Genomic DNA, 13379 nt, shown 5'->3' on the forward strand with positions numbered 1-13379 from the left:
ACGTGGGCTCCATGAGGCAGATCATGGGAGTGAGCATCCGCGCTCACTGAGGAGGACGGGACATGCGCAGCTTCTACCGAATCCTTGCCTACGTCATCGCCGCCGAGGTCGCCATACAGGCGATGGTCATGGTCTATGCGGTCGCCGGCCTCGGCAAGTGGGTCGAGGGAGGTGGTGTCCTCGACAAATCGGTTATGGAAAGCGAGGCGACCCCCTTCTCTGAAGTGGTGGGATTCGCCATTCACGGCATCAACGGCATGATGGTGATTCCAGCGCTGGCTTTGATCCTGCTGATCGTGGCCTTCTTCGTTAAGGTCGCGGGCGCGGTCAAGTTCGCACTCATCGTGGTGGGTCTTGTGGCGCTGCAGATCGTTTTGGGCTTGCTCGGTCACGGCGTGCCGTTCCTGGGCGCTTTGCATGGGCTCAACGCGTTCCTTCTCGTCGGTGCTTCGCTGGCGGCCGCCCGCAATATGCGCGCGGCTCCTGACACCATCACCGCGCCCAGAACTACTAGCCCGACGATGACCTGAGACCATGCCTGAGCCGAAGCGGCGCACCCGCCTTCGTCTCATCGTGGGGTGCCTCGCGGTGGCGCTGATCGTCGCGCCGCTGGCCTGGTTCTGGAACGCCAGCCGTCTTCCGGCGTCGTTTCAGATCACCGATATGGGCCGGCCCGACTTCGGGGGTCATGCGGGGCACCACGACCACGCGGGACGCAGCCTTACCAGCTTTACGGCCGATCCCGCGCGTCCCGCTGACGTGACCGTGAAACTGGTGGCGCGCAAGGAAAAGTTCACGCTTGGAACGGGCAAGCGGTTCGACGGGTACACGCTTAACGGGCAGTCGCCGGGACCGCTGATTCAAGCGGTGCAAGGCCAGCTGGTCGAGGTGACCCTCGTCAACGAGACCGTCCCAGACGGGATAACCCTGCACTGGCACGGCATTGATGTGCCTAACGCGGCTGATGGTGTCGCCGGTGTGACCCAGGACGCGGTCGCGACCGGACAGCATTATGTCTACCGCTTCGTTGCCGGCCAAGCCGGAACCTTCTGGTATCACTCACATCGGCTCTCGCATCACCAGGTCGCGGGCGGACTGCTGGGCCCGATCGTGATCGCCCCGAAGACACCACTGTCCGGAGTGGACACTGTCGCCCTGCATCACCTTTACGGTGGCAACCGGACCGTCAACGGCTTAGCTGAGCAAAGTGTGCTCGCCGCCCCGGGACAGTCCGTGCGGGTGCGCGTTATCAATACCGACAACGGTTTGCTCTCGGCGTGGGTGGCAGGCGCGCCGTTCCAGGTGGCCGCGATCGACGGCACCGAAGTCAACGAGCCGGGCACGGTCGACAACGTCGCGGTTCCCGTCCCGGCCGGAGGCCGCGCCGATCTGGAGCTGACGATGCCGGCCGATGGCGGCTCGGTGCGCGTTCAGCTCGCCGGTGCGGTGTCGATCGTGCTGGGGAGCACAGCGGCGGTGGCACCAACCGTGCCAAGACCGAAGGCGACACTGGATCTGCTGAGCTATGGCAAGCCTGCGGCGCTCGGGTTGGAGCCCGCAAACGCCACCCGCACGTTCCGCTATGACATTGGGCGCCGGCCGGGATTCATCGACGGCAGGCCCGGCCTGTTCTGGACCGTCAATGGCCATCTGTACCCCGACATTCCCATGTTCATGGTGACCGAAGGCGACATCGTGCGGATGACCATCAGCAACGGCAGCGGCGAAACGCACCCGATGCACCTGCACGGGCACCATGCGGTCGTGCTGGCGCGCGATGGCGTCGCGGCGACCGGAAGCCCCTGGTGGACTGACTCTCTAGAAGTTGGCAACGGCGAGTCCTACGAAATCGCGTTCGTCGCTGACAACCCTGGCCTCTGGATGGACCACTGTCACAATCTGCCCCACGCGACCGAAGGCTTGATGGCTCACGTGATGTACGAAGGCGTGAGCACGCCGTTCCGGCTGCAAGGCGTGCCGGAGTGAATCCATAACTAGCTGATTATCGAGCCATTCAGGATCTGTCGTTGTTCGCCCGCCGGCGGTTCTGTGATCGTTAACGGATGCGGGTCAACGCCTATCACCATCTCTTGCTTGACATGACTGGCCTGCATCCGGTTTGGCTCAGCGAGCTGACCGGGACCAGCCATCCTGGCTATGAGCTGAAACTGTGGGGTGACAACGTCCCAGCGGGGACGCTGCGCACGGCGGCTGCCATGCGGGGGCAAAGCCTGGCTGGCTACACACAGGTGGTGATCGAGCCGTGGCGCCCGCAACGGGCGCTGCAGCGCGAAACCGTGGTGACTCAACCGCACCGGGGCGGTGGGCTGGAACTGTGGCTCAACGCCGCGCTCATGCGGGTGCTGCAAGTGGAACACCCTGAGGTCGCCGAGGTGGAAACCGTTGTGCCAGCTAATGAAACGGAAATGCTGGACGTCGCGAAACAGCTCGGGTTCAGGCTTTACCGAATGCATGTGATCGTCGAGGGGGAGCAGGAAGAATGATTCTGGTTATCGGGGGTACGGGTAAGACGGGCCGCCGGATCGTGCAACGCCTTGAAGACAAAGGCTTTGCGGTCCGCATAGGGTCCCGTCCGGTGTTCGACTGGGACGACCCGTCAACCTGGGCTCCGGCGCTCGACGGGATTGACGCGGCCTACGTCGCGTTCTATCCCGATCTCGCTGTTCCGGGCGCGCCTGAGGCGATTGAACGTCTCGCGGGGCTGGCCAAGGCGGCAGGGGTGCGCAAACTCGTGCTGCTGTCCGGCCGCGGCGAGGATGAGGCGCTGGCGAGCGAGAAGATCGTGCAGGACTCGGGTCTGCGTGGACCGTGGTGCGGGCCAGCTGGTTCAGCCAGAACTTCAGCGAGAGTTATTTGCTGGAGCCGGTCTTGTCCGGCGAGGTGGTGCTGCCTGTGGGGGAGGTAGCCGAGCCGTTCGTCGATGCTGACGACATCGCCGATGTCGCGGTGGCCGCGCTGACCGAAAGTGGTCATGACGGCGAGGTCTATGAGGTCACCGGGCCACGGCTGCTGACCTTCGCGGCGGCGGTCGCCGAGATCGCCGAGGCGGTCGGACGCGACGTGAAGTTCATCAGCGTCGAGCCGGGCGACTATGCCAAGGCATTGCTGGCCGGAGGGGTCCCGTCAGACGTCGTGGATCTGCTGATCTATCTGTTCACGACTGTCTTGGATGGACGAAACGAGCACGTGACCGACGGGGTGCGGCGTGCGCTGGGCCGCGACCCAGGCGATTTCGCTGAGTATGTCAAGGCCACGGCTGCGACCGGAATCTGGGATCCGGCCGCCTAACCTGGGCCAACGGCCGGCTCCCGCAGACCGCGGGAGCCGGCTGTTTCGCCAAACCGCCAACGCGGGTACTAAGGAGCCATGCGAGCAGGCCCCTTCGCCGCGATCGTGGCCATCCTCCTCGCGGCGTGCTTCGTCGAGCCACCGCGAGACAATGCGCCGCCCTCGCCCGGCCAGCAAGAAGACGGCACGACGAGCATCGAGGAGTTCGAAGCCGATCTCAACGGTGCGGTGAACCTCGCGGAGGATTACTGGGCCGCACAATTTCAGGCCTCGCGGCAACGGTTCGTTCCGCTGAGATCGGTAGCGGCGTACCGGCGCGCTGGCGAAGTCGCCTGCGGGCAGCAGGCTATCCCGGAGAACAACGCCGTCTATTGTCCGGCGGGGGACTTCATCGCCTATGACGTTGACTGGGCGGTAGTCGCGTTTCAGCGCATCGGTGATGCTTTCCTCTACTACCTCCTGGGGCACGAGTATGCCCACGCGATCCAAGCCCGGCTTGGTGTCAGCCATGAGTTCACGATCCAGTTTGAGCTGCAAGCCGACTGCATGGCCGGTGCCTACATTGGCGATTCCGTGCGCTCGGGCGGATTGCGGCTCGACGACGGAGACCTCGAGGAGTTCCGGGCCGGCCTGATCGCCGTTGGCGACGATCCGGGCCAGCCCTGGTTCGCTCCTGAATCACACGGCACAGGCGAGCAACGCTATGAGTCATTCGCTTCCGGCTACAGCGATTCCCTCGGTGCCTGTGGGCTGTAGCAAGACGGGAGCCGTCTGCTCTCTGGGAAAGTGCGCGAGCGCGCCCACAGCACCCAGCACGATCCCGACGACGAGCGAGCCGGGCAGCATCGGGAGACCATCAACCGGGAAGGCATAACCCGCCGCGGCCATCAGCGCTTCGGCGACCATACATTCCCAAAAGACTCAGTGGGTACGCCGTGAGCCCGCCCACGGCAACGACAATCGCTACGGTGCGGACCGTCCGGATAGGACGCTCACGGGCGCTGAGAGCCGCCACGGCGCCGATGCTCACGAGCAGTCCCGTGACCACGGCATGAACCCCGAAATAAGCCCACGGCAGACCGGTTTCCCAGTCGGGCACGTGAACGCTGTTGGAGGCCGCCACGAACACGGCCGTCACCGCCATCACGATCAGAACACGGCGCGATGAACGTGGCGTGCGCGGAAACGCCGGCGTGAGCAACCGGCTGAGCATCCACGCTCCACATAGGACAACGATCGCGATCCCAGCCATCGCGAAACCCGCGCCAGGGCCGGCCGCGCCGGTGCGGTCGGCGATCGCGTCCGCTGTCATGAGCACCACATAGGTCACGATGACGGGCACTATGACAGGACCTTGCCGGGCGAGTAGCAGCACGAGCCCGGCCACGATGCCCACGATCGCGGCTTGCCTGAGTTCGTGTGCCCAAATGTGGTGCTCCCCAACGGGATCGTTCTTGTCGTTGAGGGCCGCTGTCAGGACGCTCACGGCGTACCCCCACAGGATTATGAAAATCGTGGTGAACCCGGCGCCGGCCCACTGGATCGCGGACCACTTGCCTTGCGGGGCCACCGGATCGGTGGCGTGCACGATGGGCCGCGGCGTCACGTCGGCACGGCTCGTGGCAAGCCCGTAACCGATGAGGAAGAACGTGAAGATGAGGAGCTGGCGCACCGGGCCGCTGGCTGAGCCGACGGCCGCCTCCGAAGCGGACAGGCCATTATCGATGGTGCCGAAGGCGATTCCGCTGCCTTCGATTTCTAGCAGTGTCAGCGGAGACCACAGGGGTGCTGATGCGCCACTAAGGCTGGCATCGGTCGCTGCCTGCCAGCCGGCCGCGATGGCGGCCAGGTCCAGGACGACCGCCATACCACGGATTCCCGTGATCCAGGCGAGGGCCGGCCGGTGAGCCCGCACGAACCGCACCACCGCTACCGCGGCGACCGGGCTGAGCACAGCCCACAAAGCGTAGGCAGGTAAGGGCTGTGGATGGAAGATGGGCTCGCCACCCCGGTCGTAGCTCTCGATCGATAGCAACACGGCCAGGGCCGCCAGGGCGATGGCCACGACCAGGGGTGCGGCGGCGGCTGACCCAGCCTGGCGCAGAAAGCCCCGGTGTGCCCAGTAGAGCGGGAGGCGCTCGCCCAGCCACGTTCCCGTGACGACAGCGATCGTCGACAATATGACGTTCTGTCCCATGGCCGGAAATCCACATAGGGTCCGGCCTGGGTGTCTAGCCCTCTACTTGAGACAGACGCCTGACCAGCATTTCCTTGAGCGACATCGACTCGCCATCGCGCCCACCCTCGCCGACGATCTTCGGCGGATCCTGCGGCGCGGGCGCGACACCCGTGAAGCGAGCCTGAAAGCTATGCGGCACAAGCAAAACGTAGTATTTCGCGTCCTCGCCGACCGCGATCGTGCGGGCCTGGTTGAGATACCACCCGCGCAGCTTCGTCTTGAACCGTGTGCTGCCGTTATAGGACTGGGCGCTCAGCGGCTCCGGCTGAAGTCCACGCGCCTTCGCCTCGCGCACGAAGTCAGCGACCAGCTCCCGCCCCTGCGCCGCCTCCGCGGCGCGCTGTCGCTCCAGCGCCGCACTATGCGCCGCCACCGCCCGGTCCCGCTGCTCCCGCCACTGCGTCACGATCAAACTCTATCCGTGCCATAGTTGCCCGGTGAGCGACCAGACCCAAACGGTGAAGACGGCATTTGTGCTGGGCGGGGGTGGGGTGCTCGGGGCGCATGAGGTGGGCATGCTGCAGGCGCTCTACGAGGCGGGCATCCGGCCCGATGTCATCGTCGGGACCTCGGTCGGGGCGATCAACGGGGTGTTCGCGGCGGCTTATCCGCACGATGTCGCGAAATTAGCTGACCTGTGGCGTTCACGCGTGGTGTCGGTTTTCGACATTTCGCTGGCGAAACGCGTCGGGACGTTTCTCAAGTCCGGCACACACATGCAGCCCAACGAAGGGCTCGCCGCGCTGCTCGCGGAGCTGCTGCCGGTCGAGCGCATCGAGGAGCTGGAGATCCCGTTCCAGTGCGTGGCGGCCAGCATTGAAAAGGCCACGGCGCACTGGTTCTGCGACGGCCCGGTTATCCCAGCCGTGCTGGCATCCTCAGCGGTGCCCGGCATGCTGCCCGCGGTGCAAATCGGTGACGAGCACTTCCTCGACGGCGGACTCGTGCACAGCATCCCCGTCGGGCGGGCGGTAAGCCTTGGCGCGGAAGAGATCTACGTGCTGCACGTGGGGCGCATCGAGCAGCCGCTGACCGCACCCAAACGGCCGTGGCAACTCGGGATGGTCGCGTTCGAGATCGCGCGGCGGCACCGGTTCTTCGAGGAGATGGCGTCGCTGCCGAAGGAGGTCAAGGTGCACGTCCTGCCCGCGGGAGCCGATCATCCAGTTAGTCGTGGCGATCTGTCCCCCTTGCGGTACCGGGACACTTCGCGTATCGATGTGCATATTCAGCGTGCGTACACCGCTTCGCGCTCCTATTTGGAGGCTGCCGCGGCCTAAGGAGGATGTGGTGCCACCCCGGATCATTCGCCGTCTGATCTTCGCACCACTCGTCATCGTCATCACCCTGGGCTGGATCGTGCTGCTGCCACTGCTGCTCATCCTGGCGGTCGTGGCGAGTCCGTCCCGGGCCGGCCGCCGGCGCATGCTGCGGCTCATCTTCTTCAGCGTCGCGTGGCTCGTGATGGAGTCGGCGGCGCTGTTCGCCAGTCTCGGCCTGTGGGTGGCAAGCGGATTCGGCGGCCGCCTCAAGACTCCCGCACACCAAGACCGGCATTACGGTCTCGTGCGCTGGTTCATGGCCAACCTGTTCCGCATCATGACGAAGCTCTTCAAACTGACTGTCGAAATCGAGGAACCCGAACTCACCCCCGAAGAACTGGCCGCGCGGCTGACGCGTCCCGTCATCGTCCTAAGCAGACACGCTGGACCGGGCGATTCGTTCCTCATCGTGAACCAGCTGCTCAGCCTGTATCGCCGGCGTCCCTGCATCGTGATGAAGGGCGCCCTGCAGTTCGACCCGATCCTCGATGTCGTCATCAACCGGCTGCCGCACGCGTTCGTGTGGCCGGGCAAGGGACCGGGAAGCGGTGTGACGCAAGAGATTACCCGTTTGGCGGGCGGGCTGGGCGACACCGACGCGCTGCTCATCTTCCCCGAAGGCGGCAACTTCACGCACGGCCGCCGTGAGCGGGCGATCGAGCGACTCGAAACCCAAGGCCAGCATGAAGCGGCGGCCCGGGCACGGGGCATGTCCAATCTGCTCGCTCCACGCACCGGCGGAGTGCTTGCCGCCGTTGAGGCCGCGCCCACGGCAGACGTCATCTTCGTGGCGCACACGGGACTTGACGACCTCATCACGGCCCGTGACATCTGGCGCAGCCTGCCCATGGAACAGACCGTCAAATCGCGCTGGTGGCGCGTACGAGCCGCTGACATCCCACGGGACCGCGACGCTCAGGTGACCTGGCTCTACGGCTGGTGGGAGCAGATCGACACCTGGATCGCCGAGAACCGCCCGGTCCGCGTGCACTGAACGCCACGGATACGATCGGCGCATGGCAGAACGTGTGGGTGGACGGCAGCCGGCCGCGACCGAGTCTGAGGTGCGGCACGAGGAGTGGGGCGACGCTGACATCAGTGGGCGGGCCGCCGAGCGTGTCGCCTTTATCGACATCGATCTGATCGAGGCGGCCAACGACGGGGCGGTCTTCACCGACTGCGTGTTTCGCGACTGCCAGTTCAACTCGTCGGTCCACCGCAACGCGGCATTCGTCAACTGCACCTTCGTCGCGTGCTCGTTTTTCGACGTGACGTTTGAAGAATGCAAGCTGGTTGGCAGCATGTTCGATCGCTGCACGTTTGGCCTGCTGAAAGTCACCGGCGGCGACTGGTCCTACACCGGGTTGCCCGGCGCTGATCTAGCCAAGGCTGTGTTCACGGGTGTCCGCTTGCGTGAAGCCGACCTGACCGGCACGAGGTTTCCCGGCGCGACCTTGCGCGACGTCGACCTTTCCGGGGCGTCCTTGCATCAGGCCGACTTCACCAAAGCTGACCTGCGGGGCTCGGATCTGTCCACATTGGACCCCTTGACCACCCAAGTCAAGGGAGCGATTATCGATGCCCAGCAAGCCATTACGCTCGCGGAAACACTCGGCTTAACCGTCAAGCCCTAGCTTGTACAGGATGAACCCGTCGAACGTCGCCACCTGGTCGTAGAGACGGCGTGCCGTCGTGTTGGATTCCCTTGTCGACCAGTAAACCCGGGCGCACCCTTGCTCACGCGCCCACTCGGCGACTGCGGCGATGAGAGCCCGCGCCACACCTTTGCCCCGCGCCTCCGGCGATGTGAACAGATCCTGCAAGTAGCACACGTCAGGACCGTTGGTGTGCGGGTGCTTCAAGAAGTGCGTGATGCCGACGAGCTCGCCGTCGAGCTTGGCGCCGAGAGCGTGAATTTCCGTCGCGGCCTGAAACCGTTGCCACGACTGGTCATAGACCGCCTGCGGCAATTCCCGCTCATAGAATGCGATGTAGGCCCGGAACAACCGCTCCCAGCCGGCCCGGTCGTCCTCGGTGAGTTTCGAGATGCTGATCACTTCGTCACTATAGATTCAAGAGCACCATCAATGGGTACGCGGAAAGCATGCGCCTGCGCCCATCGAAGCTTGACGTCGCCGGAATCTCGCGCAAGCGCCGCGGCAAAGGTTTCTGCTTCCCCGCCAAGGGCGTGATAACGACGGAGTCCGATGTGGACAATGCGGCCGTGGCGGCCCTTATCAAGGCACTCCTGCGGCGCGATGATGATGACCCTGAGGTGAAACACGTCAACGCCTACACCTGGCACGGCGTTACCATTGCGCCCGGCTCAGCAGACCCTTGGCAACGCGCGGAGCGCGCGGTCCTCAAGCTGCTGAGCCGGAACTAATTCACTTACCGCCGCATCGCGTCGCTGGCCTTATCCTTTAGCTCGCCAGCCTTGTCCTTGACCTTGTCTTTGACGTCGTCGGCAGTCATCTTCGCCTTAGCCTTGGCCTGCTCGGCCATGCCTTCGGCTTGCATGCTTTCGTTATCGGTCCAGTCGCCAATCTTTTCCTTGGCCTTACCCTTGAGCTCTTCAGCCTTGTCGCGGGCGTCCTTCATGGTTCTTAACCTCCTGATATCGAGGCTCGGTTGCACTACTAGGGTTCCCGGCTGGCTGTGGTTCAAACGTGATCTGGCCCGAATTATGTTCTAAACGGAAATACGGAACATTAAGTAACGTTTCCTAAGAGGTTATCGGCACGGAGCTGGTCGAACACGAGTGTGTCCACAAGCGACACCCGATGACGGTCCGCGTAGGTGAACCACGCCATCTCGGCGATCTCGTTGCTGGGCTTAAGCATTCCGTCGTACGAAGCGAAATAGCACGCCATCGTGACCAGACGCGGTGTGTTTTGCGCGTCCGCCAGCGCCTCAAACACACCGTAAAGGCGCGCTGTCTCGCGCCTGATATCGACGGTCAGCTCCTCCTTGATCTCGCGCACGAGCGTGTCGAGGTCCTGCTCGCCCGCTTCACGTTTGCCGCCAGGAAAGTAGAACAGCTCGCGGCCGTGATTACGGGTGCTCAGAAGCTTGCCGTCCCGCAAGAGGATCCACGCGACTTTGTCGATGGGTGGGATGCTTTGTGTCACCTGGTTACCGTATCTTTTCGGGCATGGCGAAGTTGACGCGGCAAGAGATGTCCGATGCGGTTTCCGGTTTGGGCTGGCGCTTTGTCTTGGGCCAAGTGCGCGCGACAGTTCCCGTGCACACGCTGGCCCAAGGTGCCGAGGTGGCCACGTGGATCGCCTCCGGCGACGTGACCATCGACCTGCGCGCGACGGAAGTCTTGCTGGCGACACGCGACGTCGAACTGGCCGCCCAAATCACGAAAACGTTGCGCGAACACGGCTTTGACACCGTTCCGGGCCCGGTGCAAGCCTTGGAGCTCGCGATCGACGCGATTGACATCGACGCCATCCGCCCGTTTTGGAAAGCCGCGCTCGCCTACAACGACGATGACGACGGTGCCCTGAGCGACCCGTCCGGCCAGGGCCCTGCGGTGTGGTTCCAGCAAATGGAGGTGCCACGCCCGCAGCGCAACCGCATCCACTTCGACATTTCAGTGCCACACGACGTCGCGCGCGCCCGCATCGACGCCGCCCTGGCCGCCGGCGGCACGCTCGTGTCCGACAAGGCGGCGCCAGCGTTCTGGGTGCTGTCCGATGTGGAGGGTAACGAAATCTGCGTCTGCACCTGGCAAGGCCGCGACTAATGCCGTCTCCCAAGGTGACGCATCTGTCCTGGGGCCGGATGGAGGTCGAAGGCCTAGGCACTGGCAAGGATTTCAAGCTCTACCCCGGCGGTGGCCGGGCGTGGGACTGGTCCGAAACGGGAACACGGCATGACCCCGGCATCCAGCTCGCCGACGTCGAGGAGCTGCTGTCGCACGGCGCGACCGTGGTCGTGCTCTCGCGTGGCATCGACCTGGTGCTGCAGGTGCAACCGGAAGTGGTTGCCGCGCTTGAGGCGCGAGGCTTGACCGTTCACGTGGCGCAAACGCAAGAGGCGGTCCGTCTTTACAACTCCCTATGCGACAGCGCTTCCGTTGGTGGGCTGTTTCACTCGACGTGTTGAGGGTTATCATGGCTGCGGTTGCGTTTGCGCTCCCGGCCGTGTCTCGCGGCTGACGCAGCTCATCAGGCCGAGCGCCTCACTTAACCGAGGTGATCCGCGTGGTGACCCTTTTCGCCATCGCCGCAGCCGCTTGGGGAGTCGTCATGGCTGTCGCTCCCGTGCTGCAAATCCGCCGCATGATTCAGCGGCGTTCGTCTGAAGACCTGTCCCTTGGCTACTTCGCCGTGCTGCTGCCCGGGTTCGCGCTGTGGCTCGGCTATGGCGTTGTCAGCCGAGACTGGGCGCTCATCGTGCCCAACATCGTCGCGTTGACCGTCACCATCTCCACCATTATCGTCGCGTTGTTCATCCGCGCAGCCCACCGCGACCGCCCGCAGCCAGTTGAGCCAACGTCAAGTTGACGGTGGGCACCCAACCGGACGTAGCCGCGTGCTGTGCCGCTTATGATGGCGCGATGTCGCTCGCAGTGCGCTGGACTCGGCTGCTGATGGTGGTATTGGCAGCCAGCTTCACAGGCGCCGCCTTCGCCATCCGCGCCGCGATGGATGGGCCTATCCAACAGTACGCAGGCGCTGCCTTTTCCGCGGCCATCGTGTACACGATAGTGATCTTCATCTGGCCGCGGATCTCCCCACTCACCGCAGGCAGCGCCGCGATCGCCTACTGCTGGTTCATCGAGTTCGCACAGCTCACCCCGATACCCGCGGCACTGTCCCAACGCAACTGGCTCGCGCGCCAACTGCTAGGCGCCCAGTTCGACCTCATCGATGTCGCCTGGTACCCCGTGGGTGTCATCCCATTGGCCGCCGCGCATTGGTTCCTTCGTGCCCGCGCACGTTCCCAAACAGATGAGGCACCCGGTCCGCGAGCTAACGCAGGAGACCGGGAAGTTGCTGGCGGTTAAAAAGCCGGTATAGCAACGGCGGTGGCGAGGGAGCCGCCGGAGAAGCGGTCGTCGTGGGTGACTTCGGTGCCAAAGAGCGGATCTGCCAAGGGAAGTTCGGTGGAGAGGTCTTCGAGTTCGATTTCGGCGAGCAGTAAGCCTTGCAGGTGGCCGTGGAACTCATCGACGGCGAAGGAGAACGGGCCGATCTGCCAGGCGCGGCGGGACTTTGTTAGCTGTGCGCCGGGGAGTGCTTGCAGGACAGCATGTTCAGCGGCGGTGAGGTACATGTTCGTGATGGCCACGACAGACGGGTCGGTGGGGTCGGGGCGCACTTTCTGGGTGAACTTGTGCACGATGTCGGTGCCGTTGGTGACCCGGCGCAGGCGCAACGTAGTACCAGATAGGTAATGGTCCTCAATGAGGCGCGGAGAGCCGGCTGAGGGCGGGAGGCCGGTGAGTAAGAACCGGCGCTCCCGTTCAGGCTTGGCGTAGGAGCCCTGGCCGGGCGCGCGCAGCCAGGAGGTCATGAGCGTTCGTGCCAGGCTTTCAGGGCTTCGGCTTCACGCTCAGGGGACAGGAAAGTCGTGGGGACGGGTTCGTGGTCGAGCGTGTCCTTAATGGACTCCGCGAGCGATCGGGGCACGAGGCCAGCGCCCAAAGCGGCTGACGGGTCGGCCGCGCTGAGCACGGACTCGAGTTCGCCTTCGGGCCACAGTGGAAGCAGGGCGCCAAGCTCTTGCTCCGTAACGAATTCCGGGTCGACCCAGGTGATGGTCGTGCCGGCCGGGGCTACGGTCGCGGCGATGGTGTCGAGCATGTCCTTGAAGCCGAACGGGGGAGCGGGGTGCACGGTGTGGAACGCGCCGGGCGCCGCGCGCTCGACCATGCGGACCGTCCAGTCGCCCAGGTCGCGGCCGTCGATGACTTGCAGGCCCCACTCGGGCTTGCCGGGAGCGAGCACCTCACCGCCAGCGGCGATGCGGTGCACCCAGTAGGTGAAGCGGCCGGTGTAGTCCAGCGGGCCGATCACGTATGTGGGGCGGATGATGAGCGTGCTGGGACCGAAGGCCTCGACGGCGGCCTGCTCGCACATGACCTTCAGCGGGCCGTAGTTGTCGTTGGTGACCTTCTCCGGTTCCGGGTCGATCGGTTCGTGCAAACGGGACTGTTCGGAATATCCCGGCCCGTCTGGCTGACCGTAGGCGGAAACCGAGGAAATGAAGACGTACTGTCCAGCACCGTCGCCGAGCGCCTGAGCCAGCGCCTTCACCTGACGGGGGTAATAGGCCGAGACGTCAACCGTGGCGTCGAACTGGCGCCCGTGCAGTGCTGACAGGTCCTCGTTGCGGTCGGTGAGCAGGTGTTCGGACGTGGGGAAGAGGTCAGACGGCCGCCGGTGCAACAGGGTCACGTCATGTCCAGCGGCTACGGCTGCGGCGGTGATGTGACGCCCAACGAAGCGGGTACCACCCACGATCAGTATGCGCATGGCGCTATCTTGTCAGCC

19 protein-coding genes and 1 pseudogene are annotated in these 13379 nt (G+C 64.5%); 13 read left to right on the forward strand and 7 right to left on the reverse strand.

What is annotated here, in order from left to right; all coding sequences use genetic code 11:
- Positions 1 to 62 precede the first annotated feature (62 nt).
- The 5 genes and pseudogenes from A3E1_RS0106125 (at position 63) to A3E1_RS0106145 (ending at position 4065) form a co-directional block, all read left to right on the forward strand.
- Complete coding sequence (locus tag A3E1_RS0106125) at positions 63 to 530, forward strand: COX15/CtaA family protein (RefSeq protein ID WP_020519868.1); 468 nt, start codon at positions 63 to 65, stop codon at positions 528 to 530.
- 4 nt (positions 531 to 534) lie between these two features.
- Positions 535 to 1986, forward strand: a complete 1452-nt coding sequence (locus tag A3E1_RS0106130; RefSeq protein WP_020519869.1) for a multicopper oxidase family protein — start codon at positions 535 to 537, stop codon at positions 1984 to 1986.
- Positions 1987 to 2063: 77 nt separating this feature from the next.
- Complete coding sequence (locus A3E1_RS0106135; protein WP_020519870.1) at positions 2064 to 2504, forward strand: hypothetical protein; 441 nt, start codon at positions 2064 to 2066, stop codon at positions 2502 to 2504.
- A pseudogene (locus A3E1_RS45940) lies at positions 2501 to 3309 on the forward strand (NAD(P)H-binding protein). The gene A3E1_RS0106135 and the pseudogene A3E1_RS45940 overlap by 4 nt, the downstream one beginning before the upstream one ends.
- A gap of 78 nt (positions 3310 to 3387) precedes the next feature.
- The gene (locus tag A3E1_RS0106145; protein ID WP_020519872.1) at positions 3388 to 4065 is read left to right on the forward strand and encodes a neutral zinc metallopeptidase; all 678 of its coding nucleotides are present in this window, start codon (positions 3388 to 3390) and stop codon (positions 4063 to 4065) included.
- Positions 4066 to 4165: 100 nt separating this feature from the next.
- Here A3E1_RS0106145 and A3E1_RS0106150 read toward each other — a convergent pair whose 3' ends face one another.
- Both A3E1_RS0106150 and A3E1_RS0106155 read right to left on the reverse strand, forming a co-directional pair.
- Entirely contained in the window at positions 4166 to 5506 is a 1341-nt protein-coding gene (locus tag A3E1_RS0106150) for a hypothetical protein (protein WP_020519873.1), read from the reverse strand.
- A gap of 34 nt (positions 5507 to 5540) precedes the next feature.
- Positions 5541 to 5954: a hypothetical protein gene (locus tag A3E1_RS0106155; protein ID WP_157631333.1), complete on the reverse strand. Its 414-nt coding sequence runs from the start codon at positions 5952 to 5954 to the stop codon at positions 5541 to 5543.
- A gap of 31 nt (positions 5955 to 5985) precedes the next feature.
- Here A3E1_RS0106155 and A3E1_RS0106160 point away from each other — a divergent pair, with 31 nt between their 5' ends.
- Genes A3E1_RS0106160 through A3E1_RS0106170 form a run of 3 tightly spaced genes read left to right on the forward strand, consistent with a single transcriptional unit; the run spans position 5986 to position 8504 of the window.
- Complete coding sequence (locus A3E1_RS0106160; protein WP_020519875.1) at positions 5986 to 6828, forward strand: patatin-like phospholipase family protein; 843 nt, start codon at positions 5986 to 5988, stop codon at positions 6826 to 6828.
- 10 nt (positions 6829 to 6838) lie between these two features.
- Positions 6839 to 7864, forward strand: coding sequence for a 1-acyl-sn-glycerol-3-phosphate acyltransferase (locus A3E1_RS0106165; RefSeq protein WP_211215858.1), 1026 nt, complete (start codon positions 6839 to 6841; stop codon positions 7862 to 7864).
- Positions 7865 to 7886: 22 nt separating this feature from the next.
- Positions 7887 to 8504 (forward strand): pentapeptide repeat-containing protein, encoded by a 618-nt coding sequence (locus A3E1_RS0106170; RefSeq protein WP_020519877.1) that lies wholly within the window; start codon positions 7887 to 7889, stop codon positions 8502 to 8504.
- Here the strand turns inward: A3E1_RS0106170 and A3E1_RS0106175 are convergent.
- Entirely contained in the window at positions 8487 to 8927 is a 441-nt protein-coding gene (locus tag A3E1_RS0106175; protein ID WP_020519878.1) for a GNAT family N-acetyltransferase, read from the reverse strand. The two genes, A3E1_RS0106170 and A3E1_RS0106175, sit on opposite strands and share 18 nt — an antisense overlap.
- 47 nt (positions 8928 to 8974) lie before the next feature.
- On the opposite strand from A3E1_RS0106175, the gene A3E1_RS0106180 reads away from it, so the two are divergent.
- Positions 8975 to 9256: a hypothetical protein gene (locus A3E1_RS0106180; RefSeq protein ID WP_020519879.1), complete on the forward strand. Its 282-nt coding sequence runs from the start codon at positions 8975 to 8977 to the stop codon at positions 9254 to 9256.
- Positions 9257 to 9261: 5 nt separating this feature from the next.
- Here the strand turns inward: A3E1_RS0106180 and A3E1_RS0106185 are convergent, their stop codons facing one another.
- Together A3E1_RS0106185 and A3E1_RS0106190 are read right to left on the reverse strand one after the other, a co-directional pair.
- On the reverse strand, positions 9262 to 9471 hold the full coding sequence (locus A3E1_RS0106185; RefSeq protein WP_020519880.1) for a CsbD family protein: 210 nt from the start codon (positions 9469 to 9471) through the stop codon (positions 9262 to 9264).
- Between the two features lie 110 nt (positions 9472 to 9581).
- A complete protein-coding gene (locus tag A3E1_RS0106190; RefSeq protein ID WP_020519881.1) occupies positions 9582 to 10001 on the reverse strand; it encodes an NUDIX hydrolase in 420 nt (139 codons plus the stop codon).
- Between the two features lie 23 nt (positions 10002 to 10024).
- Between A3E1_RS0106190 and A3E1_RS0106195 the strand changes: the two genes are divergently transcribed.
- The 4 genes from A3E1_RS0106195 to A3E1_RS39195 all read left to right on the forward strand — a co-directional run bounded on the left by A3E1_RS0106195 (position 10025) and on the right by A3E1_RS39195 (position 11890).
- On the forward strand, positions 10025 to 10624 hold the full coding sequence (locus tag A3E1_RS0106195; protein WP_020519882.1) for a VOC family protein: 600 nt from the start codon (positions 10025 to 10027) through the stop codon (positions 10622 to 10624).
- Positions 10624 to 10986, forward strand: coding sequence for an Mth938-like domain-containing protein (locus A3E1_RS0106200; protein WP_020519883.1), 363 nt, complete (start codon positions 10624 to 10626; stop codon positions 10984 to 10986). Before A3E1_RS0106195 ends, A3E1_RS0106200 begins: the two co-directional genes overlap by 1 nt.
- A gap of 98 nt (positions 10987 to 11084) precedes the next feature.
- Complete coding sequence (locus A3E1_RS0106205) at positions 11085 to 11387, forward strand: SemiSWEET family sugar transporter (RefSeq protein WP_211215859.1); 303 nt, start codon at positions 11085 to 11087, stop codon at positions 11385 to 11387.
- A 53-nt stretch (positions 11388 to 11440) separates the two neighbouring features.
- A complete protein-coding gene (locus A3E1_RS39195) occupies positions 11441 to 11890 on the forward strand; it encodes a ribosomal maturation YjgA family protein (RefSeq protein ID WP_020519885.1) in 450 nt (149 codons plus the stop codon).
- On the opposite strand, the gene A3E1_RS0106215 is transcribed toward A3E1_RS39195, so the two are convergent.
- On the reverse strand, positions 11887 to 12399 hold the full coding sequence (locus tag A3E1_RS0106215; protein WP_020519886.1) for a CYTH domain-containing protein: 513 nt from the start codon (positions 12397 to 12399) through the stop codon (positions 11887 to 11889). The two genes, A3E1_RS39195 and A3E1_RS0106215, sit on opposite strands and share 4 nt — an antisense overlap.
- On the reverse strand, positions 12396 to 13361 hold the full coding sequence (locus A3E1_RS0106220) for an NAD-dependent epimerase/dehydratase family protein (RefSeq protein WP_026208136.1): 966 nt from the start codon (positions 13359 to 13361) through the stop codon (positions 12396 to 12398). The genes A3E1_RS0106215 and A3E1_RS0106220 overlap by 4 nt, the downstream gene beginning before the upstream one ends.
- Positions 13362 to 13379 lie beyond the last annotated feature (18 nt).

It is taken from the genome of Catelliglobosispora koreensis DSM 44566 (assembly GCF_000379685.1).
GTDB classification, from domain to species: domain Bacteria; phylum Actinomycetota; class Actinomycetes; order Mycobacteriales; family Micromonosporaceae; genus Catelliglobosispora; species Catelliglobosispora koreensis.

Bases quoted from the DNA above. Each gene is read 5' to 3' on its own strand.
- A3E1_RS0106135 (WP_020519870.1), top strand. From the start codon at position 2,064: ATGCGGGTCAACGCCTATCACCATCTCTTGCTTGACATGACTGGCCTG.
- A3E1_RS39195 (WP_020519885.1), top strand. From the start codon at position 11,441: ATGTCGCTCGCAGTGCGCTGGACTCGGCTGCTGATGGTGGTATTGGCA.
- A3E1_RS0106145 (WP_020519872.1), top strand. From the start codon at position 3,388: ATGCGAGCAGGCCCCTTCGCCGCGATCGTGGCCATCCTCCTCGCGGCG.
- A3E1_RS0106195 (WP_020519882.1), top strand. From the start codon at position 10,025: ATGGCGAAGTTGACGCGGCAAGAGATGTCCGATGCGGTTTCCGGTTTG.
- A3E1_RS0106130 (WP_020519869.1), top strand. From the start codon at position 535: ATGCCTGAGCCGAAGCGGCGCACCCGCCTTCGTCTCATCGTGGGGTGC.
- A3E1_RS0106215 (WP_020519886.1), bottom strand. From the start codon at position 12,399: ATGACCTCCTGGCTGCGCGCGCCCGGCCAGGGCTCCTACGCCAAGCCT.
- A3E1_RS0106185 (WP_020519880.1), bottom strand. From the start codon at position 9,471: ATGAAGGACGCCCGCGACAAGGCTGAAGAGCTCAAGGGTAAGGCCAAG.
- A3E1_RS0106200 (WP_020519883.1), top strand. From the start codon at position 10,624: ATGCCGTCTCCCAAGGTGACGCATCTGTCCTGGGGCCGGATGGAGGTC.
- A3E1_RS0106220 (WP_026208136.1), bottom strand. From the start codon at position 13,361: ATGCGCATACTGATCGTGGGTGGTACCCGCTTCGTTGGGCGTCACATC.
- A3E1_RS0106125 (WP_020519868.1), top strand. From the start codon at position 63: ATGCGCAGCTTCTACCGAATCCTTGCCTACGTCATCGCCGCCGAGGTC.
- A3E1_RS0106170 (WP_020519877.1), top strand. From the start codon at position 7,887: ATGGCAGAACGTGTGGGTGGACGGCAGCCGGCCGCGACCGAGTCTGAG.
- A3E1_RS0106180 (WP_020519879.1), top strand. From the start codon at position 8,975: ATGCGCCTGCGCCCATCGAAGCTTGACGTCGCCGGAATCTCGCGCAAG.
- A3E1_RS0106150 (WP_020519873.1), bottom strand. From the start codon at position 5,506: ATGGGACAGAACGTCATATTGTCGACGATCGCTGTCGTCACGGGAACG.